The sequence below is a fragment of the Pseudomonas rustica genome (genome assembly GCF_018336155.1).
GTDB lineage: Bacteria > Pseudomonadota > Gammaproteobacteria > Pseudomonadales > Pseudomonadaceae > Aquipseudomonas > Aquipseudomonas rustica.
Genome location: NZ_JAGYHF010000012.1, coordinates 106,740 through 122,173, shown reverse-complemented (window position 1 = coordinate 122,173; position 15,434 = coordinate 106,740). Strand labels below are relative to the sequence as shown.

Annotated in this window: 17 protein-coding genes; 10 read left to right on the top strand and 7 right to left on the bottom strand. The window is 59.4% G+C overall.

Annotated elements, in window-relative coordinates; genetic code table 11:
* The first annotated feature begins 477 nt into the window (after nucleotides 1-477).
* From KFS80_RS22150 to KFS80_RS22140, 3 genes are all read left to right on the top strand, one after another.
* Nucleotides 478-882 (top strand): TraR/DksA family transcriptional regulator, encoded by a 405-nt coding sequence (locus tag KFS80_RS22150; RefSeq protein ID WP_007907888.1) that lies wholly within the window; start codon nucleotides 478-480, stop codon nucleotides 880-882.
* A 226-nt stretch (nucleotides 883-1,108) separates the two neighbouring features.
* Nucleotides 1,109-2,713, top strand: a complete 1,605-nt coding sequence (locus KFS80_RS22145) for a methyl-accepting chemotaxis protein (protein WP_212545917.1) — start codon at nucleotides 1,109-1,111, stop codon at nucleotides 2,711-2,713.
* A gap of 113 nt (nucleotides 2,714-2,826) precedes the next feature.
* Entirely contained in the window at nucleotides 2,827-3,030 is a 204-nt protein-coding gene (locus KFS80_RS22140; protein ID WP_053120974.1) for a hypothetical protein, read from the top strand.
* Nucleotides 3,031-3,036: 6 nt separating this feature from the next.
* Here KFS80_RS22140 and KFS80_RS22135 read toward each other — a convergent pair whose 3' ends face one another.
* Both KFS80_RS22135 and KFS80_RS22130 read right to left on the bottom strand, forming a co-directional pair.
* Nucleotides 3,037-3,273: a DUF2789 family protein gene (locus KFS80_RS22135; protein ID WP_212545916.1), complete on the bottom strand. Its 237-nt coding sequence runs from the start codon at nucleotides 3,271-3,273 to the stop codon at nucleotides 3,037-3,039.
* A 49-nt stretch (nucleotides 3,274-3,322) separates the two neighbouring features.
* A complete protein-coding gene (locus tag KFS80_RS22130) occupies nucleotides 3,323-3,574 on the bottom strand; it encodes a hypothetical protein (RefSeq protein ID WP_082341449.1) in 252 nt (83 codons plus the stop codon).
* 423 nt (nucleotides 3,575-3,997) lie between these two features.
* Here KFS80_RS22130 and KFS80_RS22125 point away from each other — a divergent pair, with 423 nt between their 5' ends.
* From KFS80_RS22125 to KFS80_RS22115, 3 genes are all read left to right on the top strand, one after another.
* Nucleotides 3,998-4,447, top strand: coding sequence for a hypothetical protein (locus tag KFS80_RS22125; RefSeq protein WP_053120970.1), 450 nt, complete (start codon nucleotides 3,998-4,000; stop codon nucleotides 4,445-4,447).
* Nucleotides 4,444-4,641, top strand: a complete 198-nt coding sequence (locus tag KFS80_RS22120) for a hypothetical protein (protein WP_053120968.1) — start codon at nucleotides 4,444-4,446, stop codon at nucleotides 4,639-4,641. The genes KFS80_RS22125 and KFS80_RS22120 overlap by 4 nt, the downstream gene beginning before the upstream one ends.
* Before the next feature lie 127 nt (nucleotides 4,642-4,768).
* Nucleotides 4,769-5,782, top strand: a complete 1,014-nt coding sequence (locus KFS80_RS22115; protein ID WP_212545915.1) for an ABC transporter substrate-binding protein — start codon at nucleotides 4,769-4,771, stop codon at nucleotides 5,780-5,782.
* A gap of 106 nt (nucleotides 5,783-5,888) precedes the next feature.
* On the opposite strand, the gene KFS80_RS22110 is transcribed toward KFS80_RS22115, so the two are convergent.
* Both KFS80_RS22110 and KFS80_RS22105 read right to left on the bottom strand, forming a co-directional pair.
* Nucleotides 5,889-8,021 (bottom strand): TonB-dependent receptor, encoded by a 2,133-nt coding sequence (locus KFS80_RS22110; protein ID WP_212545914.1) that lies wholly within the window; start codon nucleotides 8,019-8,021, stop codon nucleotides 5,889-5,891.
* A gap of 99 nt (nucleotides 8,022-8,120) precedes the next feature.
* Nucleotides 8,121-8,510 (bottom strand): DUF2946 domain-containing protein, encoded by a 390-nt coding sequence (locus KFS80_RS22105; protein WP_212545913.1) that lies wholly within the window; start codon nucleotides 8,508-8,510, stop codon nucleotides 8,121-8,123.
* A 95-nt stretch (nucleotides 8,511-8,605) separates the two neighbouring features.
* Between KFS80_RS22105 and KFS80_RS22100 the strand changes: the two genes are divergently transcribed.
* Complete coding sequence (locus tag KFS80_RS22100; RefSeq protein WP_053120960.1) at nucleotides 8,606-9,046, top strand: DUF3995 domain-containing protein; 441 nt, start codon at nucleotides 8,606-8,608, stop codon at nucleotides 9,044-9,046.
* A 187-nt stretch (nucleotides 9,047-9,233) separates the two neighbouring features.
* On the opposite strand, the gene KFS80_RS22095 is transcribed toward KFS80_RS22100, so the two are convergent.
* A complete protein-coding gene (locus KFS80_RS22095) occupies nucleotides 9,234-9,848 on the bottom strand; it encodes a DNA-3-methyladenine glycosylase family protein (protein ID WP_212545912.1) in 615 nt (204 codons plus the stop codon).
* Between the two features lie 38 nt (nucleotides 9,849-9,886).
* On the bottom strand, nucleotides 9,887-10,969 hold the full coding sequence (locus tag KFS80_RS22090; protein WP_212545911.1) for a bifunctional transcriptional activator/DNA repair enzyme AdaA: 1,083 nt from the start codon (nucleotides 10,967-10,969) through the stop codon (nucleotides 9,887-9,889).
* Nucleotides 10,970-11,193: 224 nt separating this feature from the next.
* On the opposite strand from KFS80_RS22090, the gene KFS80_RS22085 reads away from it, so the two are divergent.
* A complete protein-coding gene (locus KFS80_RS22085) occupies nucleotides 11,194-11,607 on the top strand; it encodes a VOC family protein (RefSeq protein WP_212545910.1) in 414 nt (137 codons plus the stop codon).
* A gap of 3 nt (nucleotides 11,608-11,610) precedes the next feature.
* On the opposite strand, the gene KFS80_RS22080 is transcribed toward KFS80_RS22085, so the two are convergent.
* On the bottom strand, nucleotides 11,611-12,231 hold the full coding sequence (locus KFS80_RS22080; RefSeq protein WP_212545909.1) for a LysE family translocator: 621 nt from the start codon (nucleotides 12,229-12,231) through the stop codon (nucleotides 11,611-11,613).
* Between the two features lie 275 nt (nucleotides 12,232-12,506).
* Between KFS80_RS22080 and KFS80_RS22075 the strand changes: the two genes are divergently transcribed.
* Entirely contained in the window at nucleotides 12,507-13,121 is a 615-nt protein-coding gene (locus KFS80_RS22075; protein ID WP_053119333.1) for a biliverdin-producing heme oxygenase, read from the top strand.
* Complete coding sequence (locus KFS80_RS22070; RefSeq protein ID WP_212545908.1) at nucleotides 13,118-15,355, top strand: ATP-binding protein; 2,238 nt, start codon at nucleotides 13,118-13,120, stop codon at nucleotides 15,353-15,355. The genes KFS80_RS22075 and KFS80_RS22070 overlap by 4 nt, the downstream gene beginning before the upstream one ends.
* The last annotated feature ends 79 nt before the right edge of the window (nucleotides 15,356-15,434 follow it).

Sequence of the window (15,434 nt, the reverse complement as noted above, 5' to 3'; positions counted from 1 at the left end):
CCTGATCCGCTCGCTTTGCGGGCGCCTGTCGCTGGCGATGCGTTTGGTGCAGATCTGTACTGGATATGGGCAATCCTGCTGATCTGTTCTTTTATATGGACGGCAGCGCCCCTGAATCCGGGGGGATGCGAAGGCTACAGGGCAGTTCTGAATGAAAACTCTGGCGGTCGAGAGTCATCGGTCGCAGGTCTTCGTTAGCCGTTTGTCTTCTATATACAGCCGCTCGATTGAATTTCTTGCTATAAACGCACTCCGAGTACCGCCATGAAGCCTGTGTCAGAGCAGTTTCCGGGCTTTGTCGGACGAATTCGCTGGATTTTCTGTTGCTGAGGTCGCAAGTCGGCCTTAGACTGCCGCCCCTCGTAAATTGAGTGCCGGGTGGCATTTGCAATAAACGATGCCTTTTCGACGGCCGCACGCGGTTTGCCGAAACGCTCCCTAATTCGCCTTAATGCACGTTTTTTTATAGAGATATCAATGACAAAGGACAAGTTGCTGGCCATGCCGGCAGATGACTACATGAATGCCGAGCAGCACGCTTTTTTCTCCGAGCTGTTGCAGAACATGAAAGTCGAAACCCACGAGCGCATTGAGCAAAATCGCATCGCCATCGAAAGCCTGGACACTCCGGCTGATCCGGCGGACGCGGCTTCGGTTGAAGAAGAGCGCACTTGGCTGGTGAACGCGATCGATCGCGACCAGCGCATGCTGCCGCAACTGGAACAAGCCCTTGAGCGCATCAAGGAAGACAGCTTTGGCTGGTGCGACGACAGCGGCGAGGCCATTGGCCTGAAGCGTCTGCTGATCAGCCCGACCACCAAGTACTGCATCGAAGCTCAAGAGCGTCACGAGCAGATCGACAAGCACCAGCGTCAGGCTTGATGCTGTGCGGTGACCCATGAATGTGGGTCGCCAGCAAAAGATCGCAGCCTTCGGCAGCTCCTACACGGAGATGTCGGGGCTGCGATCTTTGCTTTTGCTCGTCCGCAACATTTCCCGCCGATTCATTGACCTGCTGCAAGACCCCACGACTAACGGACCATGGATAATGGCGTTGTAGTGGCGTTTAATGCAGTCACAACAATGAAAACAAGCGTGGGGTGATGATATGACGAGAGATGGATCTCTGGTTGGGGCTCTGCCTGCACCAGTGCTGTTGCCGAAAAACCGCTGGCTCGCACCGACCCTGCAAAGCATCGCCCTGATGCTGTTGTTGGCCGGCATGACCCTGGGTGAGTGGTCGCTGTACCTCGCAATGCCGTTGGCGGTGCTGATTGTCTGGCTGCCGCGCCTGCGTTCCCGAGCCGTCCCCGCTGCACAGCCTGCCGATTCCGGTAGCGCTATTTCTGAATTGACCCGCGACCTTTCCTACACGACCAGCCATAACGCCTTGTCGGCGGCCGGCGTTGCCTTTTCGGTGAAGGAACTGGCGAGCAAACTCGAATCGCAACTGAATGCCGCCGCGCAAATCGTCAGCAACGCCGAAGTGATGATCGCCACTGAACACGCGACCTCGCAACTCAGCCGCGAAGCGCTCAGCGCTGCCAGCGAAGCCCATCACAGCAGTGCGGCGGGGCGCACGCAATTGCTCGATTCGATCTCGCGCATGCACCAACTCAGTCAACGCGCCAACGCCAGCCGCGAGCTGATCGAAGCCTTGAGCGTGCGCAGCGATGACATTCAGCGAGTGACGCTGGTGATTCAATCCATCGCCAGCCAGACCAATCTGTTGGCACTCAACGCCGCCATCGAAGCAGCCCGCGCTGGCGAACACGGGCGCGGTTTTGCCGTCGTTGCTGACGAAGTGCGTGGATTAGCAGCGCGAACCGCGTCGGCGACCGGCGAAGTCGGCGAGATGGTTGCCGACATTCAGCAACGCACCGCGCAAGTGGTCGAGCAGATTCGCGAGTTGTCCAGCGACCTGCACACCGGCGTAGAGCAGGTCGAGCACACCGGTCAGCACCTGGAAAACATCGCGCGACTGGCTGCTGGCGTGGAAACCCAGGTCGGCGAAATCGCCCGGGGCGCGGAAACCAACCGCGAGCAACTCGACAGTCTGTTCAAAGCCATCGAGCAGATGCGCAGCGATCTGGCGATCAGCGATCAGCAAACCCGCCGCCTCGCCGACGCCGCCGTGCAGATGGAAGGGCAGGCGGAAACCATCAGCGAACGGCTCGCCGAAGTCGGCCTCGATGACTATCACCAGCGTATCTACGACCTGGCGCGCGAAGGCGCTAATCGGATTGCTGCGCAGTTTGAAGCCGATATAGATCAGGGCCGGGTCAGCCTGGAGGATCTGTTTGATCGCCAGTACCAACCGATCCCGAATACTCAACCGGCGAAATTTCAGACGCGTTTCGATCGCTACACCGATCAGGTGCTGCCAGCGATTCAGGAGCCGTTGCTGCCACGTCACGAAGGGCTGGTCTTCGCCATTGCCTGCACGCAACAGGGCTATGTGCCGACGCACAATCAGGCATTCAGTAAGCCGTTGACTGGCGATGCGCAGGTCGATGCGCTGAACAGTCGCACCAAACGCAAGTTTGCCGATCGCACCGGGATTCGCTGCGGTAGCCATCAGCAACCGGTGTTATTGCAGACCTATACCCGCGACACCGGTGAGTTGATGCATGACCTGTCGGTGCCGATCATGATCAAGGGCCGGCATTGGGGCGGTTTGCGTCTGGGCTATAAACCCGAAGGTGCGCGCTGAGCGATTGTTACCTTTGCTGCAATGAATCTGTGCACGGCCGTTGCTGTTTCCTCCCGTAGAAAACCATTAATCTAACTACGTAGTTAGCTAGCTAATGATTTTGGGAGGTCAGCATGCAGTGCAGAGTTGATGTCGCCGTGATGATCGGCAGCGGTGTCCCCGAGGGTTTGCGCGCGATGGGGCAGAGCGTCTGCTGGGTGGTGTTATTGAATGGAGAGCGGCGCGGCACCGCGTTCGCCAGTCGCGATGAGGCGGAAGAGTGCAAGGCCGCATGGCTTGCAGAATTACAAGCCAAGGCGGGTGACAGCCTGCACTGATCGGTTTTACTTGCCGCGGTGCAGGCGAACGTTCAATTCATCGACCATGACCGCTTCATCGCCGTCGGCACGTAACCATTCCTTGAGCAATTGCGCTTGTTGCGGCTTCCAGAAATCGGCGTCGATCAATTTAACTTCGGCAGGCAGTGGGTGGGCCTCGATGAAATCGTCGATAGCGGAGCCTTCTGAAGGCAATCCCAGTTGGTCGAACAGGGTCGTCAGATTGTTTGCTGTCAGTTCCATCGTATGCTCCTTGGTGTGGGCGCCGGGGTGACGCGATCGAACACTCTCTTTATCTGAGGCAGCCGTTCGCCAGGAGTTCGATTTTCGATTCAAGTGAACGGGCGAGCGCACAGGCTTCGTTATGGTCTTCGCGGAAACCTCTTACACGACCCGTCGATTTTTCCTTGATGTGAAAAAACGAGTTGCCGGCCGGTACCACTTGAAAACGAGGTGTCTGATCATCTGGTGTGGCGATACGCAGGATCAGCGGCGATGTGGTGCGTGCATCAGAGGGCAGGGCAAAGTGGGTTAGAGTGCACATATGAAGTCCTTTTCATCGTTCGACCCCTATTTACAGGTCGTTTCGGGTAGTCGTAATGAGCATTGCTGCTCTAGAATCGCCAATACCTGTTGACGACGGGGGTTATCTAAAGCAATTTTTCAGTTGCGATATGTCGGAAAAGTGCTTTTTTTCGTGAGAATTTTCCCTAAAGTTCGTAGTCAGTTTTATCTGTCGGCCACTGAGGATTTTTCCTTCAAGCTCTGGCGACAGTTGAGGCAAGTTTCGCGAGTGACATTCCAGTAGTCTAAGAACCTCGCGAACGATGAGCTGTCTGCTCGCTTCGGACTTTTATTTGAGTTATTTGGCAACACTGTCGGCCTGGCCGTTTTTTTGCCGTGCGCGTTTTCCGTGTGCGGCTTTTTCAGATGTGGGGATGTTTCTTTGGCAGTCAGTAACCTCGATATGCATGCTTTGTTCGTGCTGGGTGATTTGCGCGCGAAGCTGGTCAAGCTGTTTCAATCGCGTTTTGTTTACATCACCGAGCAGAGCGCCGAAGGCATTTACGTCGCCGAAATCGACACCGAAAGTGCCTTGGTGGTCGATGACAAACCCGGGCTCAAGCTCAAGGTTGGCGATCATTTCAGTGCGTCGGTCTTGCCCAGTCGTGAAGGCGGCAAGATGGACATCCGTTTTCGCGAAATCAAACTGACGGTCTATGGCTTGGGCGACTACGCCTTTGTCACGACGGCCGATGGCCAGGCGATTCTGTTCAAAGAAGGCCACAGCGTAGTCACGGTGTTCGCCGCCAATGAGCAACTGCAGGAAGGCCTGACCAAAACGCTGAAAGCCGTCACCGCCAAAGCCGCCAAATGGCGCAAAGGCGAACTGGTGACCTTCAAGGCCAGCGAGTGAGCCGGGCGGATTTCCACTCGCAGAACCTCGACACGGCGCGCGAGGAAGCCCAGCGTTTGTACGCGGCGAAGGCGCCAATGCAGGGCGCCTGGCTGGGCTGGGTGGCGTCGCAGATCTACACCTTGCGGCCGGCGGAATACGCCGCCATGGTCAGACGCGAGCTACAAAGCTTGCAGGAAAAATCTGAAACATAACCTCGACCGGATCATCTACCTGAAAACACTGGAACCTCGGCTACAGTCAGTTGACTGAGTATTCAGAGGCTTGCGGTCTTCTGTCAGGCCATCCTGCCAATGCTGTGAACAGCACGAGGGGTAATAGATGAACGGATTTCGACGGTTATTGGCCGCCAGCGTGGCGACATTCGGGATGCTGACGTCGGCGCAAGCGGTGATGGCGGCCGAGACGCCAATCCATTTCGCTGACCTGAACTGGGAAAGCGGCAGCCTGATCACTGATGTGTTGCGCATCATCGTCGAGAAGGGCTACGGGCTGCCGACCGACACGCTGCCCGGCACCACCATCACGCTGGAAACCGCGCTGGCCAACAATGACATTCAGGTCATTGGCGAGGAGTGGGCCGGGCGCAGTCCGGTGTGGGTCAAGGCTGAGGCGGAAGGCAAAGTGGTCAGCGTCGGCGATACCGTCAAGGGCGCGACTGAAGGTTGGTGGGTGCCGGAATACGTGATCAAGGGTGATGCGGCCAAAGGCATCAAGCCGCTGGCGCCGGACTTGCGCAGTGTCAGTGACCTGAAGAAATACAAGGACGTGTTCAAGGATCCGGAAAACCCGAGCAAGGGCCGGTTCCTCAACAGCCCGATCGGCTGGACCTCGGAAGTGGTCAACAAGCAGAAGCTGACGGCGTACGGGTTGCAGGACGACTACACCAATTTCCGCAGTGGTTCGGGCGCGGCGCTGGATGCGGAAATCAGTTCGTCGATTCGTCGCGGTAAGCCGGTGTTGTTCTACTACTGGTCGCCGACGCCGCTGCTGGGCAAATTCAAACTGGTGCAACTGGAAGAGCCGGCGTTTGATGCCGAAGCGTGGAAGACGCTGACGGATGCCGATAATCCCAATCCAAAACCGACCCGTTCGCTGGCTTCGAAGCTGTCGATTGGCGTGTCGACGCCGTTCCAGAAACAGTATCCGCAGATTACCGACTTCTTCAGCAAGGTCGATTTCCCGATTGAGCCGTTGAACAAGGCGCTGGCCGAGATGAGCGAGAAGCACACGGCACCACGGGAAGCGGCGGTGGCGTTTATGAAGGCGCATCCGGATGTGTGGCAGGCTTGGTTGCCGAAGGATGTGGCAGACAAAGTATCCGCAAGTCTATAGCCGACCCGATCCTGTAGGAGCTGCCGAAGGCTGCGATTTTTTGATTTTGATTGTTTTAAAAGCAAGATCAAAAGATCGCAGCCTTCGGCAGCTCCTACAGGTTTTTTTAGAATTTAGTTGCCACCGCCAATTCAAAGGTACGCGGCGTCCCGAGGTAATACGCCGGCGACACATGCGCAAATTCGGCATACACCTCATTGGTCAAATTGCGCACCCGCCCGGTCACAGTCGTGTGCGAATCGACCTTGTAGCTGAGGAAGCTGCCAAACAACGTATACGACGGCACCGTCATCGTATTGGCCGTATCGGCAAACACCGACGCCACATACCGCGCATCAACCCCACCTTGCCATTGCGGCGAAAAATCATAAGTCAGCCACAGATTGCCGACCCGATCCGGCACGTTTGTCGGCGTGTTGCCCTTGCGCGACACCACCACGCCGGCAGCGTTTTTCTCGGTGAAATCGTCGTACTGCGCATCGACCCAAGCGAAGTTGCCTTCGGCCAACAGCTTGTCGCTGATCCGCAGCGAACTGGCGATCTCAATGCCTTTAGAGGTTTGCTGACCCACCGGAATGCTGCTGGTCGGATCCAGTGGATCGGTCACGGCGAAGTCTTTGCGCTCAATCGTATACGCCGCCACCGTCGCCGAACCGCGCCCGTTCAGATATTCGAACTTGCTGCCGATTTCCCATTGCTTGCCCGTCGAGACGTCGAAGTCCTGGGTGCCGTTCGGCTGCTCGGCGGCGGTGCTGTATTGCACGTAAACGTTGGACGACGGGATGAACTGGTACGTCAGGCCGGCGCGGCCGGTGAGCGGCTCCCAACTGCGCTTGAGGTGCTTGGGATTAGCGGCGGTCACCACTCGGTGGTTGGTCACGTCGAGGTCGATATCGTCATAACGCAGACCGGTGAGCAGCGACAGTTTGTCGGTGAGCGCCAAGCGGTTTTCCATGAACAGCGCTTTGGTGGTGACCTGGTTGGTCTTGTCGCTGATCAACGCCGGGTTGGTGCCGGGTATGTCGTAGAAATGCCCCGGCCGGTAGTTGTTCGGATCAACCGTGCTGGCGCCTTTGACGTTCAGCGGGTAGTTGGTGGTCTGGTTGACCTTGTATTCGAAACCACCCGACCACGTCGTCTCAAGTCCCAACAGCGTGTTGTCGTGGCGCAGTTCGAACTGGTTGCCGTTCTGCTCGCCCTGATGGCGCACTTGATACGCGGTTGAGCGGTTCACCGCCGTGTTGTCGGCGTTGTACTGGTAGGTTTCGAGGTTGCGGTAATCGCGCTGGCTGTCGAGGTGATACAGCGTGTTGCGCAGGGTGGTGCTGTCGTTGATGCGGTAGTCGATGATCGAGCGCACCCAGATCGTGCGCTGCTCGTAGCGACCATCTTCGACGTTGTAGTTGTTGAAGCGGTTGTGTTTGTCGATCTTCAGCTCGCCGGCCTTGGGATTGAGCACTGGGGTTCCCCAATACGGACTGTCCTCGTGCTCGTCCTGGTACTCCAGCGCCAACGTATGTGACAGATCCGGCGTCAGGTCGCTGAGCAACGAGAACGCCACGCTCCAGGCATCGCGTTCCTGGCGGTCGATGTAGCCGTTGCTGGTGTTGTGGCTAACGTCGAGTCGGGCGTAGTGCTGGATGTCGGCGCTCGGGGCGGTCAGCGCATGGTTGAGGCCGAACGCGGTTTCGGTGGTGTCGTAAGTGCCGTAGCTGACCCGGCCTTCGATGGCTTGTTCATCGCGCGTGGCGAGTTTGGTCACGTAGTTCAGCGAACCGCCGACCGAGCCTGCGCCGTTGATCAGCGACGACGGGCCGCCGACCAGTTCCACCCGGTCGTAGATCCACGCGTCCACCGGTCGGGCGAGACCGCCGGAGACGTTGATGCCGTTGAACATCTGGGTGATCTGGCTGCTGGTGAAGCCGCGATAAGAGACGAATCCGCCGAAACCCGGCGGTGCGCTGGCATTGACGCCGGGCAGGGTGTTGGCGGCGTCCTGGAAGTTCTGCGCGCCGTGGCGTTCGATGTCGTTGCGGTTGGCGATGGCCACCGAGGCCGGCGTGTCGCGCACGCTTAGACCGAGGCGCGAGGCCATGCCGCTGGATTGGTCGAGGCTCAGGCCCGGTTCGGCGCCGGATTCGCCATCGATGGTGATGGGCGCCAGATCCACGGTGGATTGCGCCCAGACGTTAACGGACAGGCAGCCGCACAGGCTCGCCAGCAAAGTGAGTTGTTTCATCATTGAATCCTGAATGCTTGTCTAGGCGTCAGCGCACAGGCACAGGCACACGCCGCGCATTGGCGCAGTGGGCTGACGGATCAAAAAAGGCAGAAACACTCAGGCGAGCGGTGGGGCGCGAGGGTTGGCCGAGGGCCAGGTGAAGCGGGCAGGGAGGTCGGCGCTGACGATGGGCGCCAGCGGTGGGCTGTGTTGCTCCGGCAGAACGGCGAGGGTCAGGCTGGAGTTGAACGCCGGGCCCATGCCGCCGCCGACCGAGCACAGCGGACAGCCGAACGCCTTGGACAGGGTCGGCAGTTTTTCTTCGGTGGGGTTGCTGGCGATTGGCGCTTGCGTGGCCGGGTCGACCGTACAGAACTGGCCGCCGATACCGTTCAGCTGCATGCCGACCATTTGTCCGTGACCGATGCTGCAGGCGAACACGTTGAACAGGACGCAGCAATACAGCATCCAGGCCAGCAGTGAGCGATCGGTACGGGAGAATTTCATGGGGCGGCACTTTACCGTACCGCCGATCGGTCGTGCACTTCAAAAAATGCCAACTAGGATGATTTGTTCAAATCCCTTTCCAAGGATTCTCGACCATGACCTTTGTGTTGGCTCAATGGCTGGTGACGGTTTTTGCGGTGATCGCCCTGGTGCATGTGTACTGGGCGCTGGGCGGACAATGGGCGGCGGTGGCGGCCGTGCCGCAAGTGCCGGTGCAAGGTTTGGTGGCGACGGTGCGCCCGGCGTTCAAACCCTCCGGCTGGATCACGCTGCTGGTCGCGGCGGCGTTGTTGGTGATTGCGGCGCTGGTGTGTATGCGCGTGGGTTGGGGCTTCGCGCCGGTGCATCACTGGTCGCTGCAATGGGGGATCAGCGCGATTGCGCTGTTGCTGTTCGCCCGGGCGATTGGTGATTCGAACCTGGTGGGGTTTTTCAAAGAGGTCAAAGGCTCACGGTTTTCACGGCTTGATACGTGGGTGTATTCGCCGTTGTGCGTGGTGCTTGGCGCGGGATTGCTGGCTGTTGCGTGGGTGTGAGCAGACGCCCACCCAGAGGCCGAACTCTCATTTCCACTGTAGGAGCTGTCGAGTGCAACGAGGCTGCGATCTTTTGGCTTTTAAAAGATCAGGATCAAAAGATCGCAGCCTCGTTGCACTCGACAGCTCCTACAGACCCACAATCACACAGTCCCATGATTCCGCAGCACCTATAAGCGTTGGGGTTTCAGGGTTTGGCCACGCGCCATAGGTACCATGCGGCGACTGTGCGGTGTGGGCTCCAGCCCTGGCCGATGTCGATCATTTGTTTGCGTGTCGGTTGTAGGTCGAGGCTTTTCAAGCGCCGATAACCTTCACGCACGCCGAAGTCGTCCGCCGGCAGAATGTCCATGCGTTCAAGGCTGTAGATCAGCAGCATTTCCACCGTCCAGCGACCGACCCCGCGCAGGCTGATCAAGCGTTCGATCAGCGCCTCATCGTCCATCGCCAAGGCCGTCGCGTAATCCGGCACCACACCGTCCAGCGTGGCTTGGGCGATCCCTTGAATGGTCGCGATCTTGCCGCCCGAAAAGCCGCAACTGCGCATTCGATCAAAATCGGTCGCAAGAATTTGCTCAGGGCGCGGAAACGCTTGCCCGCCAAACAACCCCACCAGCCGCCCGACGATCGCATCCCCAGCCTTGGCGTGCAGTTGCTGATAGGCGATCGCCCGCACCAGCGACTCGTACGGATCACGCGCCGGATACGGTTGATGCAGGCAAGGGCCGACAGCGGCGATGTGTCGCTGCCAGTCTTCATCGAGCGCGGCCAGAAATTCGCTGGCTGCTTGATAGGCGGGCATGCTTTTCAAATATCCCCTTTTGCTGATCGATCAATTCGTCAGAAGGCCAAGGGTTGCGTGAGCTGTACCGCGGCGTTTTCCAGCCTCAGTAGAAACGCCTTGCGCGGCTGTCCTCCACCATAGCCGGTGAGCGAGCCATCCGCGCCAATCACCCGATGACACGGCACCACAATCGATAAACGATTGTGTCCGTTGGCCAGGCCCACCGCGCGACTCGCGCCGGGTTTGCCCAGCGCTGCGGCGATGGTGCCGTAGGTGCTGGTCTGCCCGTAGGGGATTTGCCGCAGCGCCGACCAGACCTGCCGGGCAAACTCGCTGCCGGGCAAATGCAGCGCCACGGTAAATTCGCTGAGTGTGCCGGCAAAGTACGCCGCCAGTTGCCGTTCGATCTGCTGCAGATGCCCGTTGTGTCCCGGCACGACCGCATAGCCGTAGCGGTTCTGCAATTCCTCGACTTCGCGGGTCAACGCCGGGCGATCAAGAAACTCCAGCAACACCAGCCCACGACGTTCGGCCATGGCGATCATCGGCCCCAGCGGCGTGGTCAGGCGGGTGAACAACAACGGTTCACTCTGCGCCGCCCGTCCCGGCGTGATGTGGAAGGACTTCTGGAACGCATCGCGAAAACCGCTGAGCGATTCATAACCCGAGTCGAACGCGGCGTGATCGATCGACGTGCCTTGCTTGATCCCGCCCAATGCCATGCCCAATCGACGCGTGCGCAACCAGGCATGGAAGGTCATGCCGAAATGCTGTTTGAACCAGCGCCGCAGCATCAGCGGTTCGATGCCTTCAGCGAGCAGTTGTGCATCGCTCCAGCGCACCTCGGGATCGGCCTCGACCGCTTTGAGCAGTGTCTGCACCCAGTCCGGCGCAATGGCGGCGGCGTCCAGCGGTTTGCAGCGCAGACAGGCGCGATACCCGGCCGACAGGCATTCATCGGCATGGGCGAAAAACTCGACGTTCTCCGGTTTCGGCTTGCGCGCCGTGCAACTCGGGCGGCAGAAAATCCCCGTGGTTTTCACGGCCGTGAAGAACACGCCTTCATAGGCAGTGTCGCGTTCAAGCATGGCGCGAACCATCTCGGCGTGGGGCGGCAGGACAGCGGTTTGTATGTTCATGGCTTGAGAGTAAAACCAGATTGTCGATAGCTCCACCGAAAAATCGACAGTGAATTTCCACATCGCCTGAACTACCGTGTAGGAGCTGCCGAAGGCTGCGATCTTGATCGTTCCCACGCTCTGCGTGGGAATGCAGCCGCGGACGCTCCGCGTCCAAAGATCAAAAGATCGTCCGAACGCGGCCGAGCCTTCGGCAGCTCCTACACTGTGTGAGGCGTTGAGTTATGCATCCGTTTTCCATTCATCACATCGATCACATCGTCCTGCGCGTCGAGGATCTGCAACGCAGCATCGATTTCTACAGCCAGGTTTTCGGCGCCGAGGTGGTCAAGCGCAACGAGCCGCTGGGCCTGATCCACCTGCGCGCCGGCACCTCATTGATCGACCTCGTTGACCTGCAAGGCGAACTCGGCCGCAAGGGCGGTGGGGCGGCCGGGGTCGAGCGGCGTAACGTCGATCACTTCTGCCTGCGCATCGAACCGTTCGATGAAGCCGCGCTGACCGAACATCTGCAATCCTTCGGCCTGACCGTGGCCAAAGCCGAATCGCGTTTCGGCGCCGAAGGAAAAGGTCTGTCGCTGTATTGTTTCGACCCTGACGGTAATCAGGTCGAACTCAAAGGCCCGTCCGAGGCGTAAACCTCACGCCCGTTTCGCCAGCAGCAGCACCGAAGCCGCCGCCGACAACAGCCCCGCGCAGCAGCGATTGAAAATACGCTTGCCGCGCGGCTCGGCGAACCAGCGGCGCATGTGCAGGCCCATGTAGGCGTAGGCGCTGATGGCGATCCACTCCAGCGACAGAAACAGCACGCCCAACACGGCGAACTGTGCTGGCACCGGGCGGCCAGGGTCGACGAACTGCGGCAAAAACGCGGTGAACAACAGGATCGCTTTCGGATTACCGGCGGCCACCAGAAACTCCTGTCGCGCCAACGCCCAGAATCCCACCGAAGCTCCGGCTATTTCCTCCTCGGTTTCGGTATTGGCGCGCCACAGTTGCCAGGCCATGTACAACAAATACCCCGCGCCCACGATCTTGATCGCCTGAAACAGCCATTCCGACGTCTGCAATACCACCGACAGACCGGCGCCCGCGAGCGCAATCATCCCGGCAAACGCCAGAATCCGCCCGACGCCCGCCGAGCAGGCGCGCTGAAAGCCGTAACGCGTGGCGTTGCTCACCGACAGCAAATTGTTCGGGCCGGGGGCCATGTTCAGGGCGAAGCAGGCGGGGAGAAACAGCGACAGCGTGGCGAGATCCATGACAGCACTCCAGAAACCAGAGGCGCATTTTTATCACAGCCCCCGTGCGGCCCGACCCGTACAGTCAGGCAGTGCTGTCGCGGTACAGCGCCCGGCGGAACAGGCGAAACCGTTCGAACTTTTTGCGAAATCTGAAACTCTGAAAGGTCAGAGGGCAGTGGTTTCGTCTGAAAAAACTAGTCGTTGGGTCAGAAAAATGACCTGTGCCGTGTAAAATCCCTCGATGCGATGCCAACCCCGAATGGCCCCAGGCGGCCTCACCAAGAGCGATCTACATGCAAGCAAAGGCCCGTGAAGTTTATGTGCCACCGGTGCTGCAAGATCTGCGAGCCGGCACTGCCGACCTGCACATCGCGCTGGAAAAACGCCTTCCTTTTTTCTCCGACGCCCTCGATATTCAGGCTTTTCAACGGCTGATGCAGGCTTACTACGGCTTCTACCTGCCGCTGGAAAGCGCATTGCTGGACAGCCACTGCATCCCCGCCGATTTTGATCTGACGCCACGTCTCAAAACCGCCACCTTGCACGGCGACCTGCAAGCGTTGGGCGTCGCGGATGAAGCCATCAACCGCCTGCCGATCTGTAGCCAATTGCCGCAGATCAATTCCGGCGCTAGCTGCCTCGGCATACTGTACGTGCTCGAAGGCGCAACGCTCGGCGGGCAAATCCTGCGCCGGGAAATCTCTGCGCGGTTAGGCCTGGAAGCCGATAACGGCGCGGCTTTTCTCGATGTCTACGGCGCCGCCACCGGCCGTCGCTGGCGCGATTTCATGGAATACCTGGGCAGTCGACCGATGGATGCGGACGAGCGCAAGGCCGTAGTGGCGGCCGCACACACCACATTCAGCTGTTTCGAGCGCTGGCTCGAAAGCCGGGAGGTACTGGCATGACTCCGCAAGACAAACAAGCCTTTGAAGAACTGCTGGCCAACTGTGCCGACGAACCGATTCGGTTCCCCGGCGCGATCCAGCCGCACGGGTTGCTACTGACCTTGAGCGAGCCCGCGCTGGAGATCATTCAGGTCAGCGCCAACGTCGAGAGCCTGCTCGGCCGTCCGGCGCTGGCGCTGATCGGTCAACCGCTGCAAAGCCTGATTGGCGATGAACACGCCGCGCAAGTACGCCAGACGTTGCAACAGCCGACGCTGTCCGACTCGGCGCCGCTGCTGTTTCGACTCAACGACATGGCGTTCGAAGGCTTGCTGCACCGTCATAAAGGCGTGTTGATTCTCGAACTGGAAATACACGTCGAGAACTTCCAGCCGCGCAACGTCGCCGGCAGCGAAACCCATTTGGGCCGCATGCTCCAACGGCTGCAGGGCGCGACGACGTTGCAGGCGCTGTACGACATCAGCGTCAAAGAAATCCAGGCGATGACCGGTTACGACCGGGTGCTTATCTATCGTTTCGAAGAAGAGGGTCACGGCCAAGTCATTGCTGAAGCCTCCGATCCGTCGATGGAAGTGTTCAACGGTCTGTTCTTCCCGGCGTCCGACATTCCCGAGCAGGCCCGCGAGCTGTATCGCACCAACTGGCTGCGGATCATCCCGGATGCCGCGTACGAGCCGGTGCCGCTAGTGCCGAAGCTGCGTCCGGACACGCAAACGCCGCTGGACTTGAGTTTCGCCACGCTGCGCAGCGTGTCGCCGATTCACTGCCAATACATGAAGAACATGGGCGTGCTGTCGTCGATGAGTATTTCCCTGCTCAAGGGCGACAAACTCTGGGGCCTGATCAGCTGCGGCAACCGCGAACCGCTGCATGTGCCGCACGAATTGCGTGCCGCCTGCCAGACCATCGGCCAGGTGCTGTCGCTGCAAATCAGTGCGATGGAGGCGCTGGAAGTCAGCCGTCAGCGCGAAGCAAAAGTCGACGCGCTGGCGATGCTCAATCAAGCGATGATCGACTCGCCGCAGAATGTATTCGACGGTCTGGCTAACCAGCCCGAAGTGCTGATGGCACTGACCGGCGCCGGCGGCATTGCGATCATCGAAGACAAGCAATTGCACCGTTATGGCAACTGCCCGGAGCCGGACGAAATCCGCGCCCTGCACAAGTGGTTGCAGGACAGCGGCGAGGCGGTGTTCTCCAGTCATCATCTGGCCAGCGTTTACCCGCCGGCCGCGCACTATCAGCAAGTCGCCAGCGGTGTGCTCGCCATGAGCCTGCCGAAACCGGTCGACAACGGCGTGCTGTGGTTCCGCCCCGAGGTGAAGGAAAACATCAATTGGAGTGGCGATCCGCGCAAGCCGCTGGATCTGGAAAACTCCGACGCCGGCCTGCGGCTGCGCCCGCGTACGTCGTTTGAAATCTGGAAAGTCGAGATGGCCGGGATCTCCACCAAATGGAGCCACGGCGATCTGTTTGCGGCCAACGATCTGCGGCGTTCGGCGCTGGAAAATGATCTGGCGCGGCAAGTGCGCCGCGAGCAGGAAGCGGTGCGTGCCCGTGATGAGCTGGTGGCGGTGGTTTCCCACGATCTGCGCAACCCGATGACGGTGATTTCGATGCTCTGCGGCATGATGCAGAAGGCCTTCAGCTCTGACGGCCCGCATACGTCGCGACGGATCTCCACGGCTATCGACACCATGCAACAAGCGGCCGGGCGCATGAACACGCTGCTGGAAGACTTGCTCGATACCTCGAAAATCGACGCCGGGCGCTACACCATCACCCCGCAGAAACTCGACGTCGGGCAGATGTTCGAGGAAGCGCAATCGCTGCTCGCACCGTTGGCAATCGACAAGGACATCAGCATTTCCTTTGAGGCCGACGCGGATCTGAGCATTCATGGCGATCCTGAGCGGTTGTTTCAGGTGCTGTCGAATCTGATCGGTAACGCGATCAAATTCACTCCGCGTCTGGGCACGGTCGGCGTGCGTGCGAAGTCGGTGGGCGATGAAATTGTCTTCACCGTGCGCGACAGCGGCGAGGGTATTCCCAAGGAAAACCTGCCGCACGTGTTCGATCGTTACTGGACGGTGAAGGACGGCAACCCGACTGGCACGGGATTGGGTTTGTACATCACCCAAGGCATCGTCGAGGCCCACGGCGGGCGGATCGTCGCCGAGAGCGAACCGGGGCAGGGCAGCGAATTCCGCTTCACCGTGCCGCGCCTGGACTAACCCACAAAATCCCCTGTAGGAGCTGCCGAAGGCTGCGATCCTTTGATCCTGTTTTCAAAAGACAAGATCAAAAGATCGC

What these genes read in the sequence shown, in the direction of transcription:
- KFS80_RS22150 (WP_007907888.1), top strand. Translation starts at nt 478, where the DNA reads ATGACAAAGGACAAGTTGCTGGCCATGCCGGCAGATGACTACATGAAT.
- KFS80_RS22085 (WP_212545910.1), top strand. Translation starts at nt 11,194, where the DNA reads ATGCATCCGTTTTCCATTCATCACATCGATCACATCGTCCTGCGCGTC.
- KFS80_RS22070 (WP_212545908.1), top strand. Translation starts at nt 13,118, where the DNA reads ATGACTCCGCAAGACAAACAAGCCTTTGAAGAACTGCTGGCCAACTGT.
- KFS80_RS22080 (WP_212545909.1), bottom strand. Translation starts at nt 12,231, where the DNA reads ATGGATCTCGCCACGCTGTCGCTGTTTCTCCCCGCCTGCTTCGCCCTG.
- KFS80_RS22135 (WP_212545916.1), bottom strand. Translation starts at nt 3,273, where the DNA reads ATGGAACTGACAGCAAACAATCTGACGACCCTGTTCGACCAACTGGGA.
- KFS80_RS22145 (WP_212545917.1), top strand. Translation starts at nt 1,109, where the DNA reads ATGACGAGAGATGGATCTCTGGTTGGGGCTCTGCCTGCACCAGTGCTG.
- KFS80_RS22130 (WP_082341449.1), bottom strand. Translation starts at nt 3,574, where the DNA reads ATGTGCACTCTAACCCACTTTGCCCTGCCCTCTGATGCACGCACCACA.
- KFS80_RS22105 (WP_212545913.1), bottom strand. Translation starts at nt 8,510, where the DNA reads ATGAAATTCTCCCGTACCGATCGCTCACTGCTGGCCTGGATGCTGTAT.
- KFS80_RS22125 (WP_053120970.1), top strand. Translation starts at nt 3,998, where the DNA reads ATGCATGCTTTGTTCGTGCTGGGTGATTTGCGCGCGAAGCTGGTCAAG.
- KFS80_RS22100 (WP_053120960.1), top strand. Translation starts at nt 8,606, where the DNA reads ATGACCTTTGTGTTGGCTCAATGGCTGGTGACGGTTTTTGCGGTGATC.
- KFS80_RS22095 (WP_212545912.1), bottom strand. Translation starts at nt 9,848, where the DNA reads ATGCCCGCCTATCAAGCAGCCAGCGAATTTCTGGCCGCGCTCGATGAA.
- KFS80_RS22090 (WP_212545911.1), bottom strand. Translation starts at nt 10,969, where the DNA reads ATGAACATACAAACCGCTGTCCTGCCGCCCCACGCCGAGATGGTTCGC.
- KFS80_RS22075 (WP_053119333.1), top strand. Translation starts at nt 12,507, where the DNA reads ATGCAAGCAAAGGCCCGTGAAGTTTATGTGCCACCGGTGCTGCAAGAT.
- KFS80_RS22140 (WP_053120974.1), top strand. Translation starts at nt 2,827, where the DNA reads ATGCAGTGCAGAGTTGATGTCGCCGTGATGATCGGCAGCGGTGTCCCC.
- KFS80_RS22115 (WP_212545915.1), top strand. Translation starts at nt 4,769, where the DNA reads ATGAACGGATTTCGACGGTTATTGGCCGCCAGCGTGGCGACATTCGGG.
- KFS80_RS22110 (WP_212545914.1), bottom strand. Translation starts at nt 8,021, where the DNA reads ATGAAACAACTCACTTTGCTGGCGAGCCTGTGCGGCTGCCTGTCCGTT.